Raw genomic sequence first — 23,548 nt, forward strand, 5'->3', positions numbered from 1 at the left:
GGACGGGTATCCGACCACGTGGGGTGGGGCGTACGGGATTCGCGGGAACGTACGGGGTTCGCGCGGCGTACGGGGCTCGCGCGGCGTCTCCCCTACTCGGCCACTCGGTCGCTCGGTCGCTTGGTCAGCCGGTCACCCGGTCACCCGCCTCCGGGTCAGTCAGTCGCCGGGTGCACCCGGCCCCCGGCCTCTCGGTCACTCCGTGTGCCATGGGAAGCCGCGGAGGGTGTCGAGGTTGCGGACCGCGAGTGCGACGGGGCCGGTGGGGCCGTCCGCCGGGTCGTCGCCGGCGGCCCACGCCTCCACCGCGACGCGCACCGCCGCGCTGGCCACGGCGGCGCTGAGCCGAAGTCCGGGGGATAGCGGCGGGGACGCGTCGGACGACGACAACGACGGCGGCGGCTCCTCGGACGGCCGGGCGTGGGACGCGGGCTCGGCGTCCGTGGGCCGGGCCTCCGCTTCCGGCGTGGTGGGGTTACGCGCCGCCAGTACTTCCGCCAGTGTCCGTTCCGCCGTGTGGCAGGCCTCGCACCACACCCTGAGGAGGGCCGGGCTCCCCTCGGCCAGCCGGAGCAGGGAGCGGACCCACTGGAGGGACTCCGCGCGTACCCCGACGCCGGGCGTCATCGTCTGGACCACCCCGTGCCGGAGGGCCTCGGAGACGCTCAGGTGGGCCGGGGCGTCGCGGACCGTCTCGGCCCATTTCTGGACACCGGCGGCGAAGAGGGGTGCGAGGGACTCCTCCTTGCTCGCGAAGTAGCGGTAGAAGGTGCGCGGGGCGATGCCCGCGGCGCGGGCGATGTCCTCGGCGCGTGTGGCACGCAGGCCCTCGCGCATGAAGAGGCCCGCTGCCGCCCGAGCGATATCCATACGGGTGGCGGCCTTGCGCCGCTCGATCAGCGAGAGGCGCACCTGCCCGCCGGACGAGGAACTCGGGGTACTCGGAGAACTCGGAGAACTGGGAGAACTGGCGGAGCCAGGGGAATCGGGGGAACGCGGAGCCGCTCCACGCTCGCCCGGCTCCTGGTCGGCCGGAGACCCCGGCTCCGGAAAGTCCGGCCCAGCGGTCGGATCCACCGAGTCCAGCGGGTCCACCGAATCAGCCGAGGCCGCCGCCTTCGAGGAGGGCCGGGCCACATGTTCGGTACCGGTCACGAACGGCAGGTTATGCCCCTGTGGCAGAATCTGCCATTCGGGTCACCCCGGGGTTCAGGTTCGGGGTGGCCCGTCAACGACCTGCCCGGATCCAGCCTCCCACGCGCGAGCGTCCCGGGTCTTGCCTCTTGTCCGACCGGGCGGATCCCCTTGCCCGCAACAGGCGAATCCCCGTCGGAACTCGGACGAAGCCCCAGCCGTCCCCGAGCGATACCCACCCCATCCCGTCCCGCGAACAAAATGGAGCCGAGCCCCGACGCCAGGGGGGGGAGGCGTCGAAGCTCGGCTCTGGAAGAGTCCCGGCGCGGGGGGGGGGAGTGCGTCGGGACTCGGCTCAGGGGGTCAAGGGCGTATGCCCGGGACCCGGAGGCCTAACCCTGGGTCCTGAAGTCTTGTTCCCAGAGCTCAGTCAGTTGAAGCGGCCTAAGACGGCCATCTCCGGTCAGCTTGTGGCCGACATCTGTCGGTTCCGAAGGACCGACCACAGCGGCGGAGGCTGAACCGCGTGGAGGAAGGTCCGCGTGGACCACCCTCCACCTCACGGTACGCCTACGCCACCGCGTCGAACCCCGTGTCGCGAGCCAGCTTCTTCAGTTCGAGCAGTGCGTGCTTCTCGATCTGGCGGATGCGCTCGCGGGTGAGGCCGTGTTCCTTGCCGACCTCGGTGAGCGTGCGCTCCCGGCCGTCCTCGATGCCGTACCGCATCTTGATGATCGAGGCCGTGCGCTGGTCGAGGCGGCCGATCAGGTCGTCCAGCTCCTCGCTGCGCAGCAGTGTCATCACCGACTGCTCGGGCGAGACGGCGGAGGTGTCTTCCAGGAGGTCACCGAACTGGGTGTCTCCGTTGTCATCCACCGCCATGTTCAGTGAGACCGGGTCGCGGGCCCAGTCCAGGACGTCGGAGACGCGCTCCGGCGTCGAGGCGAGCTCGGCGGCGATCTCCGCGTGCTCCGGCTCCCGCCCGTGCTCGCGGTTGAACTCGCGCTGCACGCGCCGGATCCGGCCCAGTTCCTCGACCAGGTGGACGGGGAGGCGGATCGTGCGCGACTGGTCCGCTATGGAGCGGGTGATGGCCTGGCGGATCCACCACGTGGCGTACGTGGAGAACTTGAAGCCCTTGCGGTAGTCGAACTTCTCCACCGCGCGGACCAGGCCGGCGTTGCCCTCCTGTATGAGGTCGAGCAGGGGCAGGCCGCTGCGCGGATAGCGTCGGGCCACGGCGACGACGAGGCGGAGGTTCGAGCGGATGAAGACGTCCTTGGCCCGCTCGCCCTCGGCGACGAGCGCCTCCAGCTCCTCGCGGGACGCGTCGGCCTGGGCCTGCTCCGCACCTTCGAGGATCTGCCGGGCGAACACACCCGCCTCGATGGTCTGGGACAGCTCGACCTCCTTGGCGGCGTCGAGCAGCGGTGTACGCGCGATCTCGTCGAGGTACATGCCGACCAGGTCGCGGTCGGCGATCTCGCCGCCTACGACGCGAACACTGCGTGCACCGACGCTGGTCTCGCCGGAGGCGGACTGACGACGGGCGACGGCACGGGTTGCCATGCGTGCTCCCTTGCGATGGTGGGCTTGCGGGTCGGACGGACACTTTGGGCTCACCCTCCCGGGTGCCCTGCATCCGATGGAAACAACGACTGGAATCCGGACAGAATTCCCAACCCGCCCCTCGATTTTTCTGATCATGCAGTACCCTGTCCGGCCACAGAGGGGGGTCAGATGATGGCAGAACGTACAGAAGTGCAGGTCAGGCCGGGAATCGAGAGTGATCTCGATGCCCTCACGGCCATCTACAACCACTACGTACGCGAGACGCCCATCACATTTGATACCGCTGTGTTCACCGCGGAGGAGCGTCGCTCGTGGCTGCTCTCCCACCCTGAAGACGGACCGCACCGCCTGATGGTTGCCACGGACGCGGACTCACAGGCGATTCACGGATACGCCACGAGCAGCACGTTCCGCGTGAAGCCGGCGTACGCCACGTCGGTCGAGATCACCGTCTACCTCGCCCCCGACGCGGCCGGCCGCGGTATCGGCACCCTTCTCTACGAGGCCCTCTTCGCGGCCCTCGCGGGCGAGGACGTGCACCGCGCCTACGCGGGCGTCACCCAGCCGAACGAAGCGTCCGTGCGGCTGCACGAACGCTTCGGGTTCCGGTACGTCGGCACCTACCGGGAGGTGGGCCGTAAGTTCGGCCGGTACTGGGACGTGGCCTGGTACGAGAAGGAGCTGTGACCGGCCGACCCCCGACCGGCCCCGAGCCGCGACCGAGGCGACCGAGGCGACCGAGGTCACGAGGTCACGAGGTCACAAGGACCTCAGCACAGCCCGTCACCACCCGACCTCAGCCGAACTGCACCGACCGCTTCGCCATCCCCAGCCAGAAGCCGTCGATCACGGACTTCTGCCCGTCCAGCTCACCGGCCGCGTCCGCCGCGCCCATGGTGACGAAGAGGGGCGCGAAGTGCTCGGTGCGCGGGTGGGCGAGCCGGCCCGCCGGGGACTTGCGCTCGAAGTCGAGCAGCGCGTCCACGTCGCCGGCGTCCAGCGCGCGGTGACCCCAGTCGTCGAACTCGCTGGACCACGAGGGCACACCGCCGCCGGTGTGCCGCAGGGCGGCGAGGTTGTGGGTGAAGAAGCCGGAGCCCACGATCAGCACGCCCTCGTCGCGCAGCGGCGCCAGCTTCCGGCCGATCTCCATCAGCCGGACCGGGTCGAGGGTCGGCATGGAGATCTGGAGGACCGGGATGTCGGCCTCGGGGAACATCTCCACGAGCGGGACGTACGCGCCGTGGTCCAGTCCCCGGTCCGGGATGTCCTGCACCGGGGTGCCGGGCGCTCGCAGCAGTTTGCGGACGGACTCGGCGAGTCGCGGGGCGCCCGGGGCGTCGTACCGCACCTGGTAGAAGTGCTGGGGGAAGCCCCAGAAGTCGTAGACCAGGGGGACCGTCTCGACGGCGCCGAGGGCGAGAGGGGCCTCTTCCCAGTGGGCGGAGACCATGAGGATCGCCTTGGGGCGCGGCAGGTCGGCGGACCAGGCGGCGAGCTGGCCGGGCCATACCGGGTCCTCGGCGAGCGGCGGGGCACCATGACTGAGGTAGAGGGCGGGCATGCGCTCCCGCGTGGCACGTTCCTCGGTGGCGACAGACGTGGCGGCAGACATGACGGCGACTCCCTCCGGACAGGTTCGATCACAGGAACGGGCACACGGAACGACGGGCGCCCTTGATACCTGGACCAAGACCTCAACTAATACTTGAACTCTCAATATCAACCATCACCCTAGTCCCCGTTTGTTTAATTTTCAAGAAGGGGCTCGTACAGTGGAGTACATGAACACGGCATCCGCTCAAGAGACGCGTTGGCTCACCGACGAGGAGCAGCGCACCTGGCGTGCCTACATGCACGCCTCCACGCTCCTGGAGGACCATCTCGACCGCCAGCTCCAGCGCGACGCGGGGATGCCGCACGTCTACTACGGCCTGCTCGTACAGCTGGCCGAGGCCCCGCGCAGGCGGCTGCGGATGACCGAGCTGGCCATGAACGCGAAAATCACCCGGTCGCGGCTGTCCCACGCGGTGGCGCGCCTGGAGAAGAACGGCTGGGTGCGGCGCGAGGACTGCCCCTCCGACAAGCGGGGCCAGTTCGCGGTCCTGACGGACGACGGCTACGAGGTCCTGAGCCGGACCGCGCCGGGACACGTCGCCGCCGTACGGCAGGCCCTGTTCGACCGGCTCTCCCCCGACCAGCAGAAGTCCCTCGGCGAGGCCATGCGGATCATCGCCGAGGGACTCCAGCCGACGGACGCGGGCGCCGACCTGCCCTGGCTGCGCTAAACCGCGCAGAGCCGCCCAGAGCCGGCGCAGCCACAGCCACAGCCGGGCCGGACGTGGGTCCGCCCCGGCTCCGTTGTGCTCGGAACCGGGGCGGACTCTGGGATTCGTACGGGCGAGGCGTCCCCACCCCCCGCCCGTACGCGCGGTACGAGGTGCCCGGGGTACTACGGGGTACGAGCGGCCGGGGTCAGTGGGCGACCACCGGGACCCGGAACTCGTCCTCGGCGCCCTCTCCCGCACCCGAGCCGGAGGTGGCGCTCATGTCCGGGCGGCCGGTGTTGATGAGGGTCGCGGCGACCGTCGCGGCGACGACGAGGATGCCGACGGCGAACCAGATCGCGTTGGTGTAGCCGTGCACCTGGCCCTGGAGCTGGACCAGCTGCTGCTGGGACTGCGAGGTGGCCGAGCCGATGTGGTCCTTGATGTACGACGTGGTCGCGGACGCGGCGATCGTGTTGAGGAGCGCCGTGCCGATCGCGCCGCCGACCTGCTGCGAGGTGTTGACCATCGCGGAGGCGACACCGGCGTCACGCGGTTCGACACCGTAGGTGGCGAGCGACATGGCGGGCATGAACGCGGTACCCATACCGAGGCCGAGCAGGACCATCGCCGGCAGCACCGTGCTGGCGTACGACGTGTCGAGGTCGAGCTGGGTGAGGAAGAGCATGCCGGACGCGGCGACCAGGAAGCCCGGCGCCATCAGCAGGCGCGGCGGGACCCGGGTCATCAGACGGGTACCGATCTGCGTGGAACCGACGATCATTCCGCCGATCATCGGCAGGAAGGCGAAGCCGGTCTTGACGGGCGAGAAGCCCTTCACGATCTGCAGGTAGTAGGTCAGGAAGAGGAACAGGCCGAACATCGCGATGATGGCGAGGCCGAGGGAGAGGTAGACGCCACCGCGGTTGCGCTCGGTCAGCACGCGCAGCGGGAGCAGCGGGGCCTTGACCTTGGACTCGGTGAAGACGAACGCGGCCAGCAGGACGACGGACGCGACGAACAGGCCGACGGTCACGGAGTCGCCCCAGCCGTCGGACTCGGCGCGGGTGAAGGCGTAGACCAGGGTGACCAGGCCGAGGATGGACAGGATCACGCCGGGGATGTCGAGCGGCGAACGGTTGCGGCCGCCGGCCGGCTCACGGATGACGAAGTACGCGCCCGCGGCGGCGATGATCGCGAACGGGATGTTCACGAAGAACGTCCAGCGCCAGTCCATGTACTCGGTGAGGACACCGCCGAGGATGAAGCCGACGGCGCCACCGCCACCGGCGATCGCACCGTAGATGCCGAACGCCTTGGCGCGCTCCTTGGCGTCGGTGAACATCACCGCGAGCAGGGAGAGCGCGGCGGGCGCGAGCAGTGCGCCGAAGGCACCCTGCAGGGCGCGGGCGCCGAGCATCATGGCCTCGGTGGTGGCCGCGCCGCCCAGGGCGGACGCGCCGGCGAAGCCGATCAGGCCGGTGACGAAGGTGCGCTTGCGTCCCCACAGGTCGGCGATGCGGCCGCCGAAGAGCAGCAGACCACCGAAGGCGAGGGCGTAGGCCGTGATGACCCACTGCCGGTTGCCGTCCGAGATCCCCAGGTCCTGCTGGGCGGAGGGAAGCGCAATGTTCACGATGGTGGCGTCGAGGACGACCATCAGCTGCGCGAGCGCGATGAAGGTGAGCGCTTTCCAGCGATTGGAATGCGCTTCGTGACTGTCGGACGGTGCTGTCGACACTGTCGACTTGGCTGTTTCAGACATGGGAGTACCCACTCCGGGACTTCGTAGCGAAAAGAACGATGAGTGATGAGTAAGCGAACTGATGGGGACGGCTCGTCGACGGCTGTGGCGACGGCCGGAAGCGTTGTGCCGGTGATGACCGGAAGCGTTGTGCCGGTGATGACCGGCGGCGACCGGTCAAAGTCGGTCTGGATCGGTCCAGGTCGATGAGGACTGGTGGGATGCGCGGGGCTAACCGGTCAGGCCATCACTCCCGCTGGCGGTGGTCACGCTCCTCGCAGCCCCTCCATGGTCGCGGCCGTACCCGGGAGTTCGGAGCGGGCCGGGGCCCGCAGTCCGTCCAGGAACAGCTGGAGGTGACGGTGCACGAAGCGGTCGAAGCCCTGGCACGCGGTGCCGGGCAGCGGTCGGGTGAGCTGGGTGACGGCGACCATCAGGTCCCCGACGGCGACGTCGGTACGCAGTTGGCCGGTCGCGCGGGCGCGCTCCATCATTCCCTCGACCAGGGCCTCGATCCGGTCGCGTGAGGCACGCAGATCAGGGTGGTTCTGGTCGAAGTTGCCGGAGAGCATCGGGCACAGGGCGCCGAACCGCTCGTCCACACAGGCGTGCACGAAGCGGCTCAGCGCCTCGAACACGTCCGCGCTCTCGGCGAGCGCCAGTTCGGCCTGTTCGGCCGTACGGTCCATGACCGTGCAGACGACCTCCCGGACCAGTGCGTCGCGGTCGGGGAAGTTGCGGTACACCGTGGCGTTGCCGACGCCGGCCCGGCGGGCGATCTCGTCGAACGGCACCTCGGGGCCGAACTCGATGAACATCTCCTGGGCGGCGACGACGATCCGCTCCCGGTTACGCAGGGCATCGGCGCGCGGCCGGGGCACTCGGCGCTGCGCTCGGGTTGCGGTCTCCACGGCGTACTCCTCGTAGGTCTCGTAGGTTCAGTAGGTCCAGCGGGTCTTTGGTCTTGTATGACTTACAGGGTCAATGCCTTACATGACTTGTATGTCTTACAGGTCTTGTATGTCTTGCGGGTTTCGCGGGCCTCGCGGTTCTCACCGACGGGTCCCGCTCGTCGCTCTCGCGCCTCTCCGAAGACTGCCTCCGCGATCCGGGGACTAGCTCCCCGTTTCACTCGGACACCTGGCTAAACGGGGAAACGATCCCCGGTTATTTCCCGCCCTCACTGTGACCTGAGTCACACTTCCGTATCCGAGAAACCCACGATCGGGCCCATCCAGCGCGCGCCTACGCACCCCTCACCACAGGGTGATCGAAAGGGTGCAGCCGGTGACCGGCGGCTGCCGTCGAGCGAAGGGCTCACGTATGCAGCCGACCAGCCGTCGGATACGCCCGCGCCGCGTGGCCTCGCTCGCCTCGGTGGCGGTTCTGACGCTGGCGGTCAGCACCTCCGCCGGTACCGGACACCTGACGGCGGGCTCCACGACGGCGGGCTCCACGGCGCTGGCCCGCTCCACGGCGCTCGGCTCCTGCATGATCAACGGCGCGCTCGGCGTGCAGATGGGCGAGGGCATACCCACACCGCCCGGATACGCCCGCTCCACCGGTACCGTCCGCGCCCTCACCCTGATGGTCGACTTCTCCGACGCGCCCGGTCAGGGCAGCGCGCTCGACCGCCTCGCGGAGTTCTTCCCGCAGACCCAGGAATGGTTCAGGACCGGCTCCTACGGCCGCCTCGACTACCGCCCCGAGACCCCCGTACGGCACTGGCTGCGCATGCCCAAGCCGTTCAGGGAGTACGGCATAGAACGCGGCGCGCCCTTCGACCCCGGGTACCGCGAGCTGGTCCAGGACATCGTGGCCGCCGCCGACCCCGACGTGGACTTCCGCTCGTACGACCTCCTGAACGTGCTGGTCACCCCGAACGCCGGCCCCTCCGCCCTGGACACCGTGCTGTCGGTGACCTTCGCCGGCAACGCCGAGGCACCGGTCGCCGACGGCGTCCCGGTCTCCAACGCCTCCTTCGTCTACAGCCGCCAGGACGACGGCTCCGGCTCCTACGGCGAGACCGGATACCGGGTACTCCCCCACGAGAACGGCCACACCTTCGGCCTGCCCGACCTCTACACCCAGGACGGCGGGGGCGCGGTCGGGCACTGGGACATCATGAGCGAGGACTGGGGCGCCGGGAACGACCTGCTCGGCTGGCACAAGTGGAAGCTCGGCTGGCTCGACGAGACGCAGGTCCGCTGCGCGTCCGCGTCCGGCACCACCGAGTACACGCTCACCCCGCTCGCCAAGGCCGGCGGGGCCAAACTGGTCTTCGTACCGACCGGCCCAAGGACCGGGTACGCCCTCGAACTGCGCACCCGCGACGGCAACGACGTGGCCGTCTGCCGCCCCGGCATCCTCGTCTACAAGGTCGACGCGAACGTGGACACCGGCAACGGCCCCGTCACCGTCTACGACTCCCACCGCGACAGCGGCGGCTGCACCCGCTCCCCCAACGTTCACGCGGAACTCTCCGACGCGCCCTTCGTCCCCGGTGAGACCTTCAAGGACCCGAGGACCGGCGTCGCCGTCAGGGTTACGGGAGTGGATCTCCAGGGGAACTACCGGGTGGACGTGACCCGGCGCTGAGCCCGCCGGACCGGCCGGTGCGTCACTGACCTGCCTGTGACCGGCCACTGACCTGTTCAGGAACCCCCCAGGCCCCGCTCAGAACCTGCTGAGGTGGCCGGGCAAGGACTACCGTGTCTCTTCTGAGAGCCGCAAACGGAGAGCCCATGCCATCAAACGTCGTGCCGGCCGCTGGGGACGAGCCCGAGGACGGGGTCGAGGACGGGGTCGTTCCGGCTGGAACCGAGTCGAACGGCACCGGCCCGGACGGGAGCGCCGGGCCCGGAGCCGTGGCCGGGGTGCCCGCTGAGGCCGTCGCACCGCTCATGCGCGGTATCGCCGTGCTGCGGCGGCTGACCGAGGCCGACGGGGTGTCCAGTCTCAGCGGCCTTGAGCGAGCCACCGGGCTCGCGCGTTCCACCGTCGACCGGATCACGGCGACCCTCGCGCGCATGGGGTACGTACGGCTCGACGGCCGGGACGCCCTGCTCGCGCCCCGTCTGATGGAACTCGGCAACGCCTATCTCGGCGCCCTCCGCCTCCCCCGCCTCCTGGACGCGCACGCCGACGCCCTCGCCGACGAGCTCGACGAGTCGGTGTCCCTCGCCGTCGGCGACCGGGACGGCATCCGCTTCATCCACCAGGCGACCCGGCGCCGCGCCATGTCCCTGAGCTTCCGCATCGGCGACCTGCTCCCCGCCGAACGCACCGCGCCGGGGCCGCTGTTCGCCACCGAGTGGGGCGAGGCGGAGTGGGCCCGGTGGCACGGGCGCCGGGCGGCCGATCCGGAGGACCGGGGGTTTCCCGCCGTACCGGCGCGGAGCAGGCCGTTCGCCGACGCGCCGTCCGGGACGGCCGGGACCACTGGGACCACTGGGACCACCGGGACGTTTAGGTCCAACTGGGCCGCCGCCGCCCCCGCGGACCGTGACCGTGCGGGCCGCGACCGTGCGGGCCGCGACCGTGCGGGCCGTCCCGCTCCGGCCCGCTCTGCCCCGCCGGGGCGGCTCGCCACCGTCGGCGACGACTTCGAGGCGCGTACGGAGGAGGCGCGCAAGGACGGCTGGGCGCTCGACGACCAGCTCATCGAGCCGGGGCTCGTCGCCCTCTCCATGCCGGTACGGCAGGCGGGGCGCATCGCCTGTGTGGTCAGCGTGGTGAGTCACACCAGCCGGCACACCGCGGCCGACCTGCGCGACACGCTGCTGCCCCGGCTGCGGGCGGCGGTGGCCGCGATGGAACGGGAACTGCGCGAGGCCCCGCCCGCCGAACCGGGAGCGCCGTCCGGCCTCGCCACCTGGACCGGCGCCTCCAAGCAGGAACTGGGGCGGGAGTTCGTCGAGTCACTGGCCCGCGGCCTGACCGTGATCACCTCCTTCGGGGAGGGCCGCGCCGAGCTGACCCTCACCGAGGTCGCCCAGGCGACGGGGCTCGCCCGCGCGACCGCCCGGCGCGCCCTGATCACCCTGGAACACCTCGGATACGTCACCGCGCACGACCGCGTCTTCCGGCTCACCCCGCGCGTCCTCGGCCTCGGCTTCCCTCCCCTGTCGCGGACCACGCTCCCCGACATCGCCGTCCCCCATCTCACCGAACTCTCGCACCGGCTGCACGAGTCGACGTCGCTCGCGGTGCTGGCCGGCGACGAGGTCCAGTACACGGCCCGCGTCGCGACCAGCCGCGTGATGAGCGTCAACGTCGTCGTCGGCACCCGGCTGCCCGCGTACGCCACCTCGCTGGGCCGCGTCCTGCTCGCCGACCGCCCCGACACCCGCCTTCCTGAACTCCTCCCCCTGACCCCTCGTACGATCACCGACCCGGCACGGCTGCGGGCCGAACTGGACCGCGTACGCGAAGCCGGATACGCCCTGGCCGACGAGGAGTTGGAGGAGGGGCTGCGGGCCGTCGCCGTCCCCGTGCGCGACCGCGGCGGGCGGGTGGTGGCCGCGGTGAACGTCGCCCTGCACAGCAGCCGGCGCACGGCCGAGGAGTGCGTCCGCGACATCCTGCCCGAGCTGTACGCCACGGCGAGCCGCGTCGAGGCGGATCTGCGGGTGGCGGGTCGGTTCAGGCGGGTGCAGGTCGGCTGACGATCCCGGTCTCCCCCGACTGGCGCTTGTGCGCGATGAGTTGCGCGAGCAGCCGCGCCCGGGGAACCATCCGCGCCACCTCGACGTACTCGGTGTCCGCGTGGGCGCCGGCGCCCACCGCGCCCAGGCCGTCCAGCGTCGGACAGCCCACCGCTGCCGTGTAGTTGCCGTCCGAGGCACCGCCGACGGCGACTCCGCGCAGCGGTTCCTCGCCGAGTTCCGTGGCGATCCGGGAGGCGAGGGCGAACAGTTCGGCGGTGGACTCCCTTTCCAGGGGCGGCCGTTGGGCGCCGCCCAGCACTTCGAGCGTCGCGCCGGGCGTCTGCGCGGTGAGCCCTCGCATGAGCTCGTCGATCCAGCTCTGCGCCTTCGACGTCGGCACTCGCACGTCCACCGCCACCCGCGCCTGCGCGGGCACCGTGTTGCGCGCGCTGCCGGCCGACAACAGGGTGGGGGTGACGGTCGCGCACCCCAGGACGGGGTCGGCGGCGCCCACGGAACGCATCGCCGCGCCGATACCGGCGATGGACAGCACCTGGTGAGCGACCTCGACGGCGGCGTTGACCCCCTTGTGCGGTTCCTGACCCGCGTGCGCTGCCCTGCCGTGCACCACCACCTCGTACCGCGAAGTGCCCTTGCGGGCGGTCTTGAGCGCGCCCTTCTCGTCCGCGGCCGCCTCAAGGACGAAGGCGGCCGCGCATCCCCGCGCGGAGTCCTCGATCAGCGTGCGGGAGGACGCCGAGCCGACCTCCTCGTCGCCGTTGACCAGCACGCACACCCCGTCCGGGGAGGGCAGGGAGGCCAGCGCGTGGAACATCTGGACCAGGCCCGCCTTCATGTCCAGGACCCCCGGGCCGCGGGCGATGCCGTCCTCCGCCGACCAGGGGTGCTCCTGGAGCGACCCCATCGGCCACACCGTGTCGTGATGTCCCACCAGCAGGACCCGCGGGGTACCGAAGGTCCAGCGCAGGTGGGTCACCCCGTCGATCACGATCGTCTCCGGCTCGGCCCCCAGCAGCCTCGCCCCGACGGCGCCGACCACCTCGGCGCTGCGGGCCACCGCCGCGTGGTCGGCCGAGAAGGACTCGCAGCGCACGAGCTCCTCCAGATCGGCCAGCATCGCCGGCAACGCGAGCACGTCCCGCCGGCCCGCCACTCCCGCCCTCACACCAATTCCCTTACGGATCAACGGACTTCCCCCTCGTTCTTCGTTTCTCGCGGATGTCGTCGGAGCGGCGGCGCCCGGTCCCCCCTCTGCGGGGCGCCGCCGCGTGAACGACGTTAGGACCGGGCATGACATTCCACCAGCGACTGGATTGCATGGGATCTATGCGCTGGAGGAATGCCACGAGGGAGAATGCCGATACCTGAAACCTGATACCTGATGGCTGACGAGGGGAGGGGCTGAGAAGTGTTCGAGATCGACGCGCTGCGGCTGCTGGTGACGGTGGCGGAGACCGGATCGTTCACGAAGGCGGCGGTCCGCCTGAACTACACGCAGTCCGCGGTATCCCGGCGGATCGCGGCGCTGGAGGGGGCGGCCGGCGGAGCGCTGTTCGAACGGCTCCCGCGGGGCGTACGGCTGAATCCCGCAGGCCGTACGTTGCACCGCCACGCGCTGGAGGTGCTCGACCGGCTGGCGCGGGCGGAGCGGGAACTCGCGGTCCTGCACGCGGGGCAGGGTGGCCTGATGCACCTGGGCGCGTTCGCCACGGCCAACATCTCACTGGTGCCCACCGCTCTGCGGGCGCTCCTGGACGCCAGGCCGGACGTGGAGGTCGTCGCGGTCGAGGGCCCGACGGACACGCTGATGGGGCGCCTGGCGGACGGGGCGCTGGACCTGGCCGTGGTCAGCGACTACCCGTACGGGCTGCCGTCGGCGGACGGTGTCACGACGAGCGTGCTGTGCGAGGACGAACTGTTCGTCGCCCTGCCCCGCGAGCACCGGCTCGCTTCGGCGCCGGTGGTCGATCTGCGTGAACTTCGCGACGAGGCGTGGATCCAGGGTGCGTACGGTGACCGCCCCACGATGCTCGCCGACGCCTGCGCGCGGGCGGGCTTCACGCCGAGAAAGATCATCCGCATCGCTGAGTGGACGGGAAAGTTCGGCTACGCGGCGGCCGGCCTGGGCGTCGCCCTGGTCCCCTCACTCGCCGCCGACGCGGTCCCCGCCTCGCTCGCCCTACGCCCCCTCACAGACCCGTCCCTACGCCGAACCGTCCACGTGGCCCTCCCTGCGACCCCCCTGCCGGCAGCCCTGAAACTCCGGGACCTCCTACGGGACGCGGTCGCGTGACCCTCTACACCCACAGACCCCCACCACACTCCCCGGAAGCGACCCCCACCAGCACTCACGCCCCCGCCCACCCACCTGCCCCTTATACCGACGACCCCCGCCCACGCGCATCCGCTACGCTGTCCCTGGTCGCACGTCATCACGTCGCACCGCCTTCACCTTCGTGGGGCTCGTAGAAAACTCCGTCGCCGCAGGTCAGCGGGTGGCCAGGAGATCGCTGCGAAACGCCCACCCACGGATTCGGGAAGGCCCAGCGCATCGCTGCAGGTCAGGGCCTGTCCGTAAGCCTGATACTCAGCTGCATGGCGCCCACCCTCGTCGCCCAGGTCCGTCGGTGAGCAGTGCCATCTACTTGATAGGCAGCGCGGTGTTGTGGCCCATGCCGAGACGGCCCGTCTCCGAGCACTCAGTGCAATCCGCCGCCGTCCGGGGAACATCGCAACGGACCCGTTGTGGTGCGGTGGGTACCAACGGATGGAATCGGCGCCAGCGTGGCTCGTACGTGGTTGGCAGGAGGCCAGTGACGGTGTGCAGGTAGTCGTCTACGGCGTGGGCTGAAGCGACGGCGTTCAGGCTGATGACGCTGGGGGCATAGACGGATTCGTCCTGGACATACCGCTGCTGACGGAGCTGTTCAGCCGTCAGCGCCTCTTCCTGAAGTTTGGCCGGGCTGATCAACTCGTTGCACCAGAGGCAGCCGAAGCCGGGGGCGAGCGGCCGTACAACGCTGAAGACGTCGGTGACAATGCCTCGTGGTCCGACCTGGACCTTGGCGCCGACCTGCACGCCGGGGATGAGGTGCTGGTGGATGAGCGCGTTGACGACCAGTCGCGCCTGCATCGAGTCGGCGGCAAGAAAGATGTAGTCGCAGTCGACGAGGCTCGCGACGGTCGTTCGCTGAGTGACGTCCGCTTGGAGCGCGTGGACACGAATGTGGCCATTGGCTTGTCGCGCCGAACGACGGGCCACCTTCACCTTCGGAGTGGCACACCTGCGCCCCAAATCCTGGAGCCATTGCGGCCTGGCGGGGTCCGTCATCCACGGGTGAGCGTCGCGGGCTCGGGCCCCGGCAAGTCGGGGCAGATTGGTCACTTCGACCCGGTCGGGATCGATGATCACGAGTTCGCCGACCCCGAGCCGGGCGAGGTATTCGACGATCAGGGAGCCGGCCCCTCCGGCGCCGATGACCGCGACCTTCTGCGCTGCGAGGATGGCCTGCCCACGGTCTCCGAAGACGCGGCTCTGACGGTCGTAGGTCGGATCCGACGTCGGAGGCGGCGGGGGCTCGGGGTACAGGGTCTTGATCGGCCATCCGGTGATCACGGCTCGTTCGAGTTCCGCCCGTCCGCCGTCGGGCAGCCACAGGTCGCCCGCGACTGCGTCGGTGGCGAAGACCAGGCCGCCGGCGGGCGTCGAGCCGAGGATGTCACGCAGGGCGGGGTATCCGCGTTCGTGGGAGGCGAGGTCCGTGCCGGAGAAGCCGACGCGGGTGGTTCCGCCGTGGCAGTGGACCGCCAGGTAGGCCAGGCCTTGGGATCGGCAGTCTCGGACGCGGTCGCGTACGAACGTGGCGGTGAGCATCCGGTAGCCGCGTTGCCCGGGCACATAGTCGACGCCGTCCTCGGCGAGGTAGAGCCTGCGTGCGAGCAGGCGGGTGCCGCGAGCTGTGGTGACGACGCTCGCTCCGATCACGGCGCCGTGCTCGTCGCCGTCGCCGGGGAACAGGTGCGCGCGGAGCGTGGCCGCCATGACGGCAGGCATGCGCAGTGTCCAGGGACCGGTCATCGACTGCGAAGCCATGTCAGCACCTTGTGGAGTTTGACGACGGCGGTGTCCGTGGCGGGGTTGAGGCGGTTGGAGCGCCTGGAGATCTGCACCGCGGGACGGTTCTCGAAGGCGGTCGAGGTCATGGCCTCTCCGAGGGGCGCTCCGTCGACGCGAGTGAGGTCCCCGCGTACGAAGTGGGGGTAGACGTCCGAGTAGGGGTACTGGAACGTGATCCGGAAGCCGATCCAGGTGGACCGCTGCTCGTACTGCGCGCCGGGATCGACATCCTCGACGAGGACGACTGCGCCGCCGTCCGGCTCTTCCCGGACGCGGATTTCCGCGTCCGGGAAGGCGGCGCGGACCTCGTCGACGGCCTTGCTCACCGCAGGGGTCACCCTGTGCCGTCCTCAGGAGTTGTCGTCGCCGGCGACGGCGGTGAACACGGAGTTCTTGTTCACCGTGACCACGTCGGTGTCGCCGATGATGCGGGTTTCACCCGACGGCAGCTCCTGGGAGAGCTGGAAGTCCAGCTCAATCTGCACGCCCTGGGCGATGGCGGCCTCCTTGATCTGAAGGCCGGTAACTCTCGGGCCGATGATCTCCACGGCCTTGTTGTTGACCGTGATGGTGGCCGAGTGTCCCTTGCCCGGGGTATGTGCATCCGCCTGCTCTACTGTGCTGCTCATACTGCACTCTCCTTGATCACAATTGCACAGTCGACCCTTGGTTGCTAGAGTCGAACAGTACCAACATAGACGCTCGATTGCGAGATTGCAATCAGCAGGAGATTTCCATGGGTAAAAAGGGATGGTTCGATGCTGAAGGCTTCTATGCGGCCCTGGATGCCGCGCGACTCGCGCGTGGCCTCAACTGGAAGCAGGTAGCCGCAGGTTCAGGGGTGAGCGCCTCCACTCTGACCCGGATGGCCCAGGGGAAGCGGCCGGACGTGGACGGGCTTGCCGCACTGTGCGCGTGGTCCGGTCTCGACGCGGACGACTTCGTCCGTTCCGAGCACGAGGACCGGCCGGCGGCTGAGCCGCTGGCAATGATCTCCACCTATCTCCGCAGCGACCGCAACCTCTCCCCGGAGTCGGCCGCCGCGCTGGAAGAGGTCATCAAGATCACTTACGAACGGCTGCGTCAAAAGGACTAAGGCACCATGGCGTTTCGACGGGGCTTCAAGACCGAAGCCAACTCTCTCGCCCTCGAAGTCCGGTCAGAGCTCGGCCTCGGAGCTCTCGACCGGCTTGACCCCTTCGTCCTCGCAGATCACTTGGCCATACCCGTCATCCCGCTCTCCAGCATGGCCGGAGCCTCACTGGGCGCCAACCATCTCCTCAACGAGGAGCCCGACGCCTTCTCCGCCGTCACTGTCTTCGCCGGATCGAAGCGGACCATCGTCCACAACGACGGCCATTCCAACGGCAGGATCAGCAGCAACATCACTCACGAGGCTTCGCACGGCCTCCTTCACCACCGTCCCACCCCGGCACTGGACGACCGAGGTTGCCGCCTTTGGGATCAGGACATCGAGGACGAGGCACAGTTCCTCTCCGGAGTCCTGTTGGTACCGGAGGATGCGGCCCTCGCCATCGCAAGGAGACGATTCACGAAGCCCGAGGCAGCGGCACGCTTCGGCGTCAGCGAGAAGATGATCCAGTACCGGCTGAACGTCACCGGAGCTGTCGGACGGATCGAACGTGCCCGCAGGGCCGGCCGTCGATTCCCCTGAGGACAAGCCGGCCAACCGCGGTCACCATCGGTCATCTGTAGCACAGCGGGCCCGAAAAGCTGTCACTATCTGCGATCTCATCGCTACGGGAAGAGCAACCTACCCGTTCCTCGTCCCGCTTCCCCATCGTTCCTATACTTGCCGCATGGACCAGGAGCTGGAGCGAGCCGCCCTCGTCGCACTCCTGCGGCGTGGTGATCGTCCCTGGCCCGAGCTCACCGACCAGATCGAGACGGTCGGGAGCGCACGCGAGGTCCTGGACAGCGCGCTCGATGCCTCGGGACAAGGGGCACTCTTCGACACCGAGCCCGCTGTAGACCTGGAGTCCGTCGCCGCCGAGGTCGCCGCCTGGGAACGCGAGGGCATGCGGCTGGTGACCATCCTGGACGAGGACTACCCGCTGTATCTGCGGCTGGTACATCAGCGTCCGCCGTTCCTGTTCCTGCGCGGAACGGCAGTCGAGGACGATCTGCGGGTCGCGGTCGTCGGTACCCGCAACCCCACGCCGGAGGGCATCGCGCACGCACGGGCGATCGCGAGCGGGCTCGCCGAGCGGGGAGTCACCGTGGTCAGCGGTCTGGCCGCCGGCATCGACACCGCCGCGCACGGCACCGCCCTCGCCGTCGGTGGCCGTACGGTCGCCGTCATCGGCACCGGACTGCGCCGCTCCTACCCCGCTCAGAACGCCCGGCTCCAGCAGGAGATCGCCGAGCGGGGGCTGCTGATCTCGCAGTTCTGGCCGGACTCGCCACCCTCGAAGGCGTCGTTCCCCATGCGCAACGCCGTCATGAGCGGCTACAGCCTGGCCACCGTCGTGGTCGAGGCCGCCTACCGCAGCGGGGCGCGTATGCAGGCACGGCTCGCTCTGGAGCACGGCCGTCGGGTCTTCCTCATGCGGTCCCTCATGACTCACGAGTGGGCGCGGGAGTACGCGAGCAGGCCCAACACCACCGTCATCGACGGTCCGGACGACGTCTTCCGCGAACTCGGCTCCCTCGTCCCCACCACGGGCGAACTGACCTGGGCGTAAGCGGCGGCCCCGGGTGACAACCGTCGTCGGGCTGTCCGCCCGCTATGCCAACTTCCTCATCCACCCGCTGCCGCCCGGCCCCGGGGTCTGCCAGGTCTGCCGCGGCCCTTCCGGGGTCGGCTACCCCACCTGCTGGCAGTGCGGCGAGGCCGGCAAGATCCTCGGTACCGGCGTGGCCGATGCCGTGGTCCCCGTCAGTCTGGCCCTCAAGGGCGAGCAGTACGCCAACGAATTGTGGCGCTACAAGAACACAGTCGGCCCACAGCAGCAGCATTTCCGCATGGGGCTGGCCGCCGTCCTGTGGCGCTTCCTCGCGGCGCACGAAGCGTGCATCGCTGATCACTGCGCCGTCCCCGGGTTCGACGTCGTCACCATCGTCCCTAGCACCAGCGGTCGCACAACTCACCCCCTGCGCACGATGGCCGCCGACATCATCGGCCCCACCCGCGAGCGCCACCGCGACCTCCTCACCCCCGCATCAGGCGCGAGCGCTCTCGGTCGTACCGCTTCTCCCGCGCGTTACACCTCCTCGGCTCTCTGGGGAGAGAACGTCCTGCTCATCGACGACACCTGGACCACAGGACACCACGCGCAGTCCGCCGCCACAGCGTTGAGGGCCGCCGGCGCGGGCAGCGTGGCGGTCGTCGTTCTGGGGCGCCATCTCAACACCTCCTACGGCGAGACCGCGACACATGTGCAGCAGGCGCGGCTACGCCGCTTCTCATGGGGTTCCTGCGCCCTGAAGCCCTGGGATCATGCGCAGGCGTGACCGCTGCCTCGGAAGCCGACGACCATCGCATCCCAGGGGCGTCGCTGCTCATTGATCAGAACATCAAGACCGTGGGCTTGATCCGCCGAGCGGCTGAGGTTACGGTCGCGCTGACCCTGCGTCACGGGAATTAACAGAGAGCCTCTAAGGCGGGGCAGGCAATCGGCGGGGGACAGTGCAGGAACCACAGGCGGTCGGAGCCAGGGTGCCTCCCATCAGCTTCGCGGTCCACGTCGTCCGGGGCGGGGGTTTGGCGGTGCACGGGACGACTTCGAGAAGATGATCGCCGAGCTGGCCGGATCGACCACAGCTGGCGTACGGATGATCGCGGCGAACCCTGGCGACTGGGGCGTCGACGCGTTCGCCGGTGACCTCGGCGGCGAGATCACCGTCTAGCAGTCCAAGTACTTCTATCCGGCGACGCAAAGGGCAACCAGCAGCAGATCCGCGCGTCCCTGAGGTCGATTCTCGACACCGCGGCCGAGAAGGGCCACACGGACAGGATGTGGATCCTGTGCATCCCTTCCAGCGTGGACGGCCCGACCACAGCTTGGTGGGACGGTTGGAAGAAGCAGCAGGAGCGAGCTCACAACCTCGTGATTGACCTCTGGGACGAAACACGGCTCACCAAGCTGCTCCGCACGCCGGAGGCCGACGACGTCCGCCGCGGCTACTACGACGCGTATCGCGACGAGTCGATGGCCGAGGAACCGCGGGAACTCGTCGAGGTGGACGACGACAAGGCGACCGCACTGGAGTCGGCGCTTTTCATCATGCAGATGAGGGCAGCCGGGCATGTCGAACTGGACTCTGCCAAACGCCAGTTCTTCAATGCGGACGTGGCTGCCCGGGAGGTCACCCACAAGGGTGTTCCTGCCGAGTTGAGGGCGCTGAAGTCGGCGGACGCCACATTGCACGGTCTGTGGGAGGCGCGCAGTAACAACGATAAGCACCCTTTGCACTGCGTAGCGGACGGAGACTGGCCGGAGGTCACTCTGACCCCCGACGCCCCACTGAGGGCTGCTCCTCGCCAGCGACCTGAACCGCACCATGCGCTCCCGCAAGCTCTCGCTTCGCGGACTGGCCGACGTGGCCTGTGTCGCGCATTCCACCGTCGCCCGAGTCCTCAACGGCGACGTACTGCCGGACATCGGCACCCTGACCCGACTGGAGGACGCACTCGAACATCAACTCTGGCCCGGCCCCGCAGCGATCCGCGCTTCGGTATCAACCAGACGTCAGATGATCTGACCCGACGCGCTCCACCGGGATAGGCCAGCGGCGACCAGACCGACAGCCGAACCGATTTCGGCTCCACGTCTGCGACGGAACGGACAAACCGAGCCTCCGCCACGCGCCGACCGGGACGAGCATCAACCAGCCCTGCGCAGAAAACCGCAGTTCAGGCCATTCGTAACCGCCCAGCCCTCGTACTCCACACCTTCGCTCCGCCCCAATCCGCTACGCTGTTCACGTCAGCGGTCAGGTCGCGCAGGATGTCCGCCCGGGAAACCGTCGCGAGCACCAGCACACCCCCACTGACCAGCGGGCCTGTGTGCCGAGGCCGAAGATCCACTCGCTGGGTTTTCTCCAAGGTTTTTCACAAGCCCCCGCCTTCGTAGCTCAGGGGATAGAGCACCGCTCTCCTAAAGCGGGTGTCGCAGGTTCGAATCCTGCCGGGGGCACAGGACAAAGGGTCGATTCAAGAGGAGTTTCCTCTCGGGTCGGCCCTTCGGCTTGTTCGGCTCCCCCGCTCGGTCCGCGGTGTCAGACCTGCGCGGCACTGCCCGTTTCATGGCTGGGAGACCTACGCCGAGCTGCGTGACGTGATCGCTGAGGAAGCCAAGGGCTTGCCGACGGCACGCTGGATCCTGCGGAGGTCTGTATGGCCGAGTCGTTCCCCGTGGGAACCCCTCCGGGCGACGGATGCCGTCCCCGACGGCTTCGAGGCCGAGTTGGCCGGAGGCCGAAGTCGTGAGTACGGCTTCGGTTCGCAGGGTGCTGGGAGAGGCGATAGAGGGGACGTCGTCGAGGGGCTTCGAAACATTCGAAGGTGACTCTTCGTCTTTTGATCTCATCGGCGTAGACGCCTGGGCAGCGATTGATTTGGCCACCTTGAGATAGCCACTGAGGTGGCTTGATATCTATCTCTGAGGCATACGACGCCTTCGAATGTTTCGTTCTGCTTGCCGAAACTGTTGACAGTTGACAGGGCCAGTTCAACACTGGCGCCGTTGGCAGAGTTCGACTCCTGTCGATGTGGGTCGCCAGTTCTGCGCGGGCCCGGGGCGGTTGTCGTCGGTGGAGGTTCAGCGTCGGCAGCGCGGGCGTCTGTCGTGTCGTCCGGCTCTCATCGGCCTCATGAGGACGAGGAGGAAGCAATCGCATGAGCAAGTCACCCGCACACCCGACAGGCCGTACGTCAGGCATCCGTTTCCGGTTATCCGACCGGTTCAGGCTGCTGATCAGCAGTGCGTGCACCATGCTGCTGGTCACCGTGGCCGCGCTGGCTCTGCCCGGCACCGCCCACGCCGACACGGTCGTCACCACGAACCAGACGGGGACCAACAACGGCTACTACTACTCGTTCTGGACCGACTCCCAGGGGACGGTCTCCATGAACCTGGCATCCGCCGGCAGCTACAGCACCACCTGGAGCAACACCGGAAACTTCGTCGCCGGCAAGGGCTGGGCCAACGGCAGCCGCCGGAGCGTGACCTACTCGGGCAGCTTCAACCCGTCCGGCAACGCCTACCTGACTCTCTACGGATGGACGTCGAACCCGCTCGTCGAGTACTACATCGTCGACAACTGGGGCACCTTCCGGCCCACGGGAACGTTCATGGGCACCGTCACCAGCGACGGCGGTACGTACGACATCTACAAGACGACGCGGTACAACGCCCCGTCCGTCGAGGGCACCAAGACCTTCGACCAGTACTGGAGTGTGCGGCAGTCGAGGAGGACCGGTGGCACCATCACCACCGGCAACCACTTCGACGCCTGGGCCCGCGCCGGAATGCCCCTCGGCAGCTTCAACTACTACATGATCATGGCCACCGAGGGATACCAGAGCAGCGGCAACTCCAACATCACCGTGGGCGAGTCGGGTTCGGGCGGCGGAGGCGGCGGCGGGGGCGGCGGCAGTTGCTCCGCGACACTGTCCGCCGGTCAGACGTGGAGCGACCGCTACAACCTCAACGTCACCGTCACCGGGTCCACCGCCTGGACCGTCACCATGAACGTCCCCTCCCCCTCGAAGGTGCTCTCCACCTGGAACATCAACGCCACCTACCCCAACGCCCAGACCCTCACCGCCAAACCCAACGGCAGCGGCAACAACTGGGGCCTCACCATCCAGCCCAACAACAACCACACCTGGCCAACCGCCTCCTGCACCACGAGCTGACCTCCGTCCACGATGTGAAGCGAAGGAGCACTCGGCATGAGAGTTCGGAGAAAGAGAAAGCGGAGAAACCGTCCCTCGTTGCGATCCCTGATCGCCAGGCTGGCTGTCGTCGCCCTCGCCGCCGCGAGCACCCTGACCGTGCACGCCGCGGCGCCCGCGCAGGCCGCCGCCTGCAACGGTTACGTCGGGCTCACCTTCGACGACGGCCCGTCCGGGAACACCCCGGCGCTGCTGAACTCGCTGACGCAGAACGGGCTGCGGGCCACGATGTTCAACCAGGGCCAGTACGCCGCGGCCAACCCGTCCCAGGTGCGGGCCCAGGTCAGCGCCGGAATGTGGGTCGGCAACCACAGCTACACCCACCCGCATCTGACCACGCTCGGGCAGGCACAGATCGACTCGGAGATCTCCCGAACCCAGCAGGCCATCGCGAACGCGGGCGGCGGTACGCCGAGACTGTTCCGGCCGCCGTACGGCGAGACCAGTGCGACAGTGCGAGCGGTCGAGGCCTCGTACGGCATGACCGAGATCATCTGGGACGTGGACTCGCAGGACTGGAACGGCGCGAGTACCGACGCGATCGTGGCCGCCGCCGGGCGGCTCACCAGCGGGCAGGTCATCCTGATGCACGACTGGTCCGCCAACACGCTCGCCGCGGTGCCGCGGATCGCGCAGGGCCTGACCGCACGCGGCCTGTGCGCGGGCATGATCTCGCCGACGACCGGCCGTGCCGTCGCTCCCGACGGAGGGTCGGGCGGGGGCGGAGGCGGCAGTAGTTGCTTCGCCACCTTGTCCGCCGGTCAGACGTGGAGCGACCGCTACAACCTCAACGTCGCCGTCACCGGGTCCAGCGCCTGGACCGTCATCATGAACGTCCCCTCCCCCGCCAAGGTCCTCTCGACCTGGAACGTCAACGCCACCTACCCCAACGCCCAAACCCTCACCGCCAAACCCAACGGCAGCGGCAACAACTGGGGCCTCACCATCCAGCACAACAACAACCACACCTGGCCAACCGCCTCCTGCACCACCGGTTGACGCCTGATCACCTGTGGCGGGGGGGGGGGGGGGGGGGGGGCCCCCCCCCCCCGGGGGGGGCCCCGGGGGGGCGGGGGGGCAGCGGGGGGAGGGGGGAGCAGTACACCGACCCCCACCCGCGCC

22 protein-coding genes and 1 tRNA gene are annotated in these 23,548 nt (G+C 69.1%); 13 read left to right on the forward strand and 10 right to left on the reverse strand.

The features are described from left to right. Positions 1-195 precede the first annotated feature (195 nt). Positions 196-870, reverse strand: a complete 675-nt coding sequence (locus ACIP79_RS20830) for a TetR family transcriptional regulator (protein ID WP_401225648.1) — start codon at positions 868-870, stop codon at positions 196-198. A gap of 834 nt (positions 871-1,704) precedes the next feature. Continuing rightward, positions 1,705-2,703, reverse strand: a complete 999-nt coding sequence (locus ACIP79_RS20835) for an RNA polymerase sigma factor RpoD/SigA (protein WP_401225329.1) — start codon at positions 2,701-2,703, stop codon at positions 1,705-1,707. A 171-nt stretch (positions 2,704-2,874) separates the two neighbouring features. On the opposite strand from ACIP79_RS20835, the gene ACIP79_RS20840 reads away from it, so the two are divergent. After that, entirely contained in the window at positions 2,875-3,393 is a 519-nt protein-coding gene (locus ACIP79_RS20840) for a GNAT family N-acetyltransferase (protein ID WP_401225330.1), read from the forward strand. A gap of 109 nt (positions 3,394-3,502) precedes the next feature. Here ACIP79_RS20840 and ACIP79_RS20845 read toward each other — a convergent pair whose 3' ends face one another. Continuing rightward, positions 3,503-4,321, reverse strand: coding sequence for a dioxygenase (locus ACIP79_RS20845; RefSeq protein WP_383678307.1), 819 nt, complete (start codon positions 4,319-4,321; stop codon positions 3,503-3,505). A 169-nt stretch (positions 4,322-4,490) separates the two neighbouring features. On the opposite strand from ACIP79_RS20845, the gene ACIP79_RS20850 reads away from it, so the two are divergent. Beyond that, complete coding sequence (locus ACIP79_RS20850) at positions 4,491-4,994, forward strand: MarR family winged helix-turn-helix transcriptional regulator (protein WP_383678305.1); 504 nt, start codon at positions 4,491-4,493, stop codon at positions 4,992-4,994. 187 nt (positions 4,995-5,181) lie between these two features. Here ACIP79_RS20850 and ACIP79_RS20855 read toward each other — a convergent pair whose 3' ends face one another. Continuing rightward, the gene (locus ACIP79_RS20855) at positions 5,182-6,738 is read right to left on the reverse strand and encodes an MFS transporter (protein ID WP_401225332.1); all 1,557 of its coding nucleotides are present in this window, start codon (positions 6,736-6,738) and stop codon (positions 5,182-5,184) included. 245 nt (positions 6,739-6,983) lie between these two features. Next, positions 6,984-7,628 carry a TetR/AcrR family transcriptional regulator gene (locus tag ACIP79_RS20860; protein ID WP_383678302.1) on the reverse strand — a complete coding sequence of 215 codons (645 nt, stop codon included), beginning with the start codon at positions 7,626-7,628 and terminating at the stop codon, positions 6,984-6,986. Between the two features lie 412 nt (positions 7,629-8,040). On the opposite strand from ACIP79_RS20860, the gene ACIP79_RS20865 reads away from it, so the two are divergent. Both ACIP79_RS20865 and ACIP79_RS20870 read left to right on the forward strand, forming a co-directional pair. Then, positions 8,041-9,315 (forward strand): M6 family metalloprotease domain-containing protein, encoded by a 1,275-nt coding sequence (locus ACIP79_RS20865; protein WP_401225334.1) that lies wholly within the window; start codon positions 8,041-8,043, stop codon positions 9,313-9,315. A gap of 305 nt (positions 9,316-9,620) precedes the next feature. Continuing rightward, positions 9,621-11,384, forward strand: coding sequence for an IclR family transcriptional regulator C-terminal domain-containing protein (locus ACIP79_RS20870; RefSeq protein ID WP_401225650.1), 1,764 nt, complete (start codon positions 9,621-9,623; stop codon positions 11,382-11,384). Here ACIP79_RS20870 and ACIP79_RS20875 read toward each other — a convergent pair. Continuing rightward, a complete protein-coding gene (locus ACIP79_RS20875; protein ID WP_401225651.1) occupies positions 11,362-12,504 on the reverse strand; it encodes a M20 family metallopeptidase in 1,143 nt (380 codons plus the stop codon). The genes ACIP79_RS20870 and ACIP79_RS20875 overlap by 23 nt on opposite strands. Before the next feature lie 291 nt (positions 12,505-12,795). Here ACIP79_RS20875 and ACIP79_RS20880 point away from each other — a divergent pair, with 291 nt between their 5' ends. Next, positions 12,796-13,680 (forward strand): LysR family transcriptional regulator, encoded by an 885-nt coding sequence (locus ACIP79_RS20880; RefSeq protein WP_401225336.1) that lies wholly within the window; start codon positions 12,796-12,798, stop codon positions 13,678-13,680. Positions 13,681-14,028: 348 nt separating this feature from the next. On the opposite strand, the gene ACIP79_RS20885 is transcribed toward ACIP79_RS20880, so the two are convergent. From ACIP79_RS20885 to ACIP79_RS20895, 3 genes are read right to left on the reverse strand one after another with little or no spacing between them, the layout of a single operon-like run. Next, complete coding sequence (locus ACIP79_RS20885) at positions 14,029-15,480, reverse strand: ThiF family adenylyltransferase (protein WP_401225339.1); 1,452 nt, start codon at positions 15,478-15,480, stop codon at positions 14,029-14,031. Then, positions 15,462-15,830, reverse strand: a complete 369-nt coding sequence (locus tag ACIP79_RS20890) for a hypothetical protein (RefSeq protein WP_401225341.1) — start codon at positions 15,828-15,830, stop codon at positions 15,462-15,464. Before ACIP79_RS20890 ends, ACIP79_RS20885 begins: the two co-directional genes overlap by 19 nt. Before the next feature lie 24 nt (positions 15,831-15,854). After that, on the reverse strand, positions 15,855-16,133 hold the full coding sequence (locus ACIP79_RS20895; protein WP_401225343.1) for a multiubiquitin domain-containing protein: 279 nt from the start codon (positions 16,131-16,133) through the stop codon (positions 15,855-15,857). Between the two features lie 107 nt (positions 16,134-16,240). Between ACIP79_RS20895 and ACIP79_RS20900 the strand changes: the two genes are divergently transcribed. From ACIP79_RS20900 to ACIP79_RS20915, 4 genes are all read left to right on the forward strand, one after another. Further along, on the forward strand, positions 16,241-16,600 hold the full coding sequence (locus ACIP79_RS20900; protein ID WP_401225344.1) for a helix-turn-helix domain-containing protein: 360 nt from the start codon (positions 16,241-16,243) through the stop codon (positions 16,598-16,600). Positions 16,601-16,606: 6 nt separating this feature from the next. Continuing rightward, the gene (locus ACIP79_RS20905; RefSeq protein WP_401225345.1) at positions 16,607-17,179 is read left to right on the forward strand and encodes an ImmA/IrrE family metallo-endopeptidase; all 573 of its coding nucleotides are present in this window, start codon (positions 16,607-16,609) and stop codon (positions 17,177-17,179) included. Positions 17,180-17,324: 145 nt separating this feature from the next. Then, a complete protein-coding gene (dprA, locus tag ACIP79_RS20910) occupies positions 17,325-18,209 on the forward strand; it encodes a DNA-processing protein DprA (protein ID WP_401225347.1) in 885 nt (294 codons plus the stop codon). A 13-nt stretch (positions 18,210-18,222) separates the two neighbouring features. After that, on the forward strand, positions 18,223-18,978 hold the full coding sequence (locus ACIP79_RS20915; RefSeq protein ID WP_401225349.1) for a hypothetical protein: 756 nt from the start codon (positions 18,223-18,225) through the stop codon (positions 18,976-18,978). Positions 18,979-19,388: 410 nt separating this feature from the next. On the opposite strand, the gene ACIP79_RS20920 is transcribed toward ACIP79_RS20915, so the two are convergent. After that, complete coding sequence (locus tag ACIP79_RS20920; protein WP_401225351.1) at positions 19,389-19,841, reverse strand: hypothetical protein; 453 nt, start codon at positions 19,839-19,841, stop codon at positions 19,389-19,391. A 187-nt stretch (positions 19,842-20,028) separates the two neighbouring features. On the opposite strand from ACIP79_RS20920, the gene ACIP79_RS20925 reads away from it, so the two are divergent. The 4 genes from ACIP79_RS20925 to ACIP79_RS20940 all read left to right on the forward strand — a co-directional run bounded on the left by ACIP79_RS20925 (position 20,029) and on the right by ACIP79_RS20940 (position 23,425). After that, complete coding sequence (locus tag ACIP79_RS20925) at positions 20,029-20,229, forward strand: helix-turn-helix domain-containing protein (protein ID WP_401225353.1); 201 nt, start codon at positions 20,029-20,031, stop codon at positions 20,227-20,229. Positions 20,230-20,590: 361 nt separating this feature from the next. After that, positions 20,591-20,663: transfer RNA gene (locus tag ACIP79_RS20930), tRNA-Arg, on the forward strand. Positions 20,664-21,460: 797 nt separating this feature from the next. Next, a complete protein-coding gene (locus ACIP79_RS20935; RefSeq protein WP_401225654.1) occupies positions 21,461-22,387 on the forward strand; it encodes a glycoside hydrolase family 11 protein in 927 nt (308 codons plus the stop codon). 36 nt (positions 22,388-22,423) lie between these two features. Continuing rightward, on the forward strand, positions 22,424-23,425 hold the full coding sequence (locus tag ACIP79_RS20940) for a polysaccharide deacetylase family protein (protein ID WP_401225355.1): 1,002 nt from the start codon (positions 22,424-22,426) through the stop codon (positions 23,423-23,425). Positions 23,426-23,548: the final 123 nt, after the last annotated feature.

Origin of the sequence: Streptomyces sp. NPDC088747 (assembly GCF_044751025.1) — a bacterium.
GTDB lineage: Bacteria > Actinomycetota > Actinomycetes > Streptomycetales > Streptomycetaceae > Streptomyces.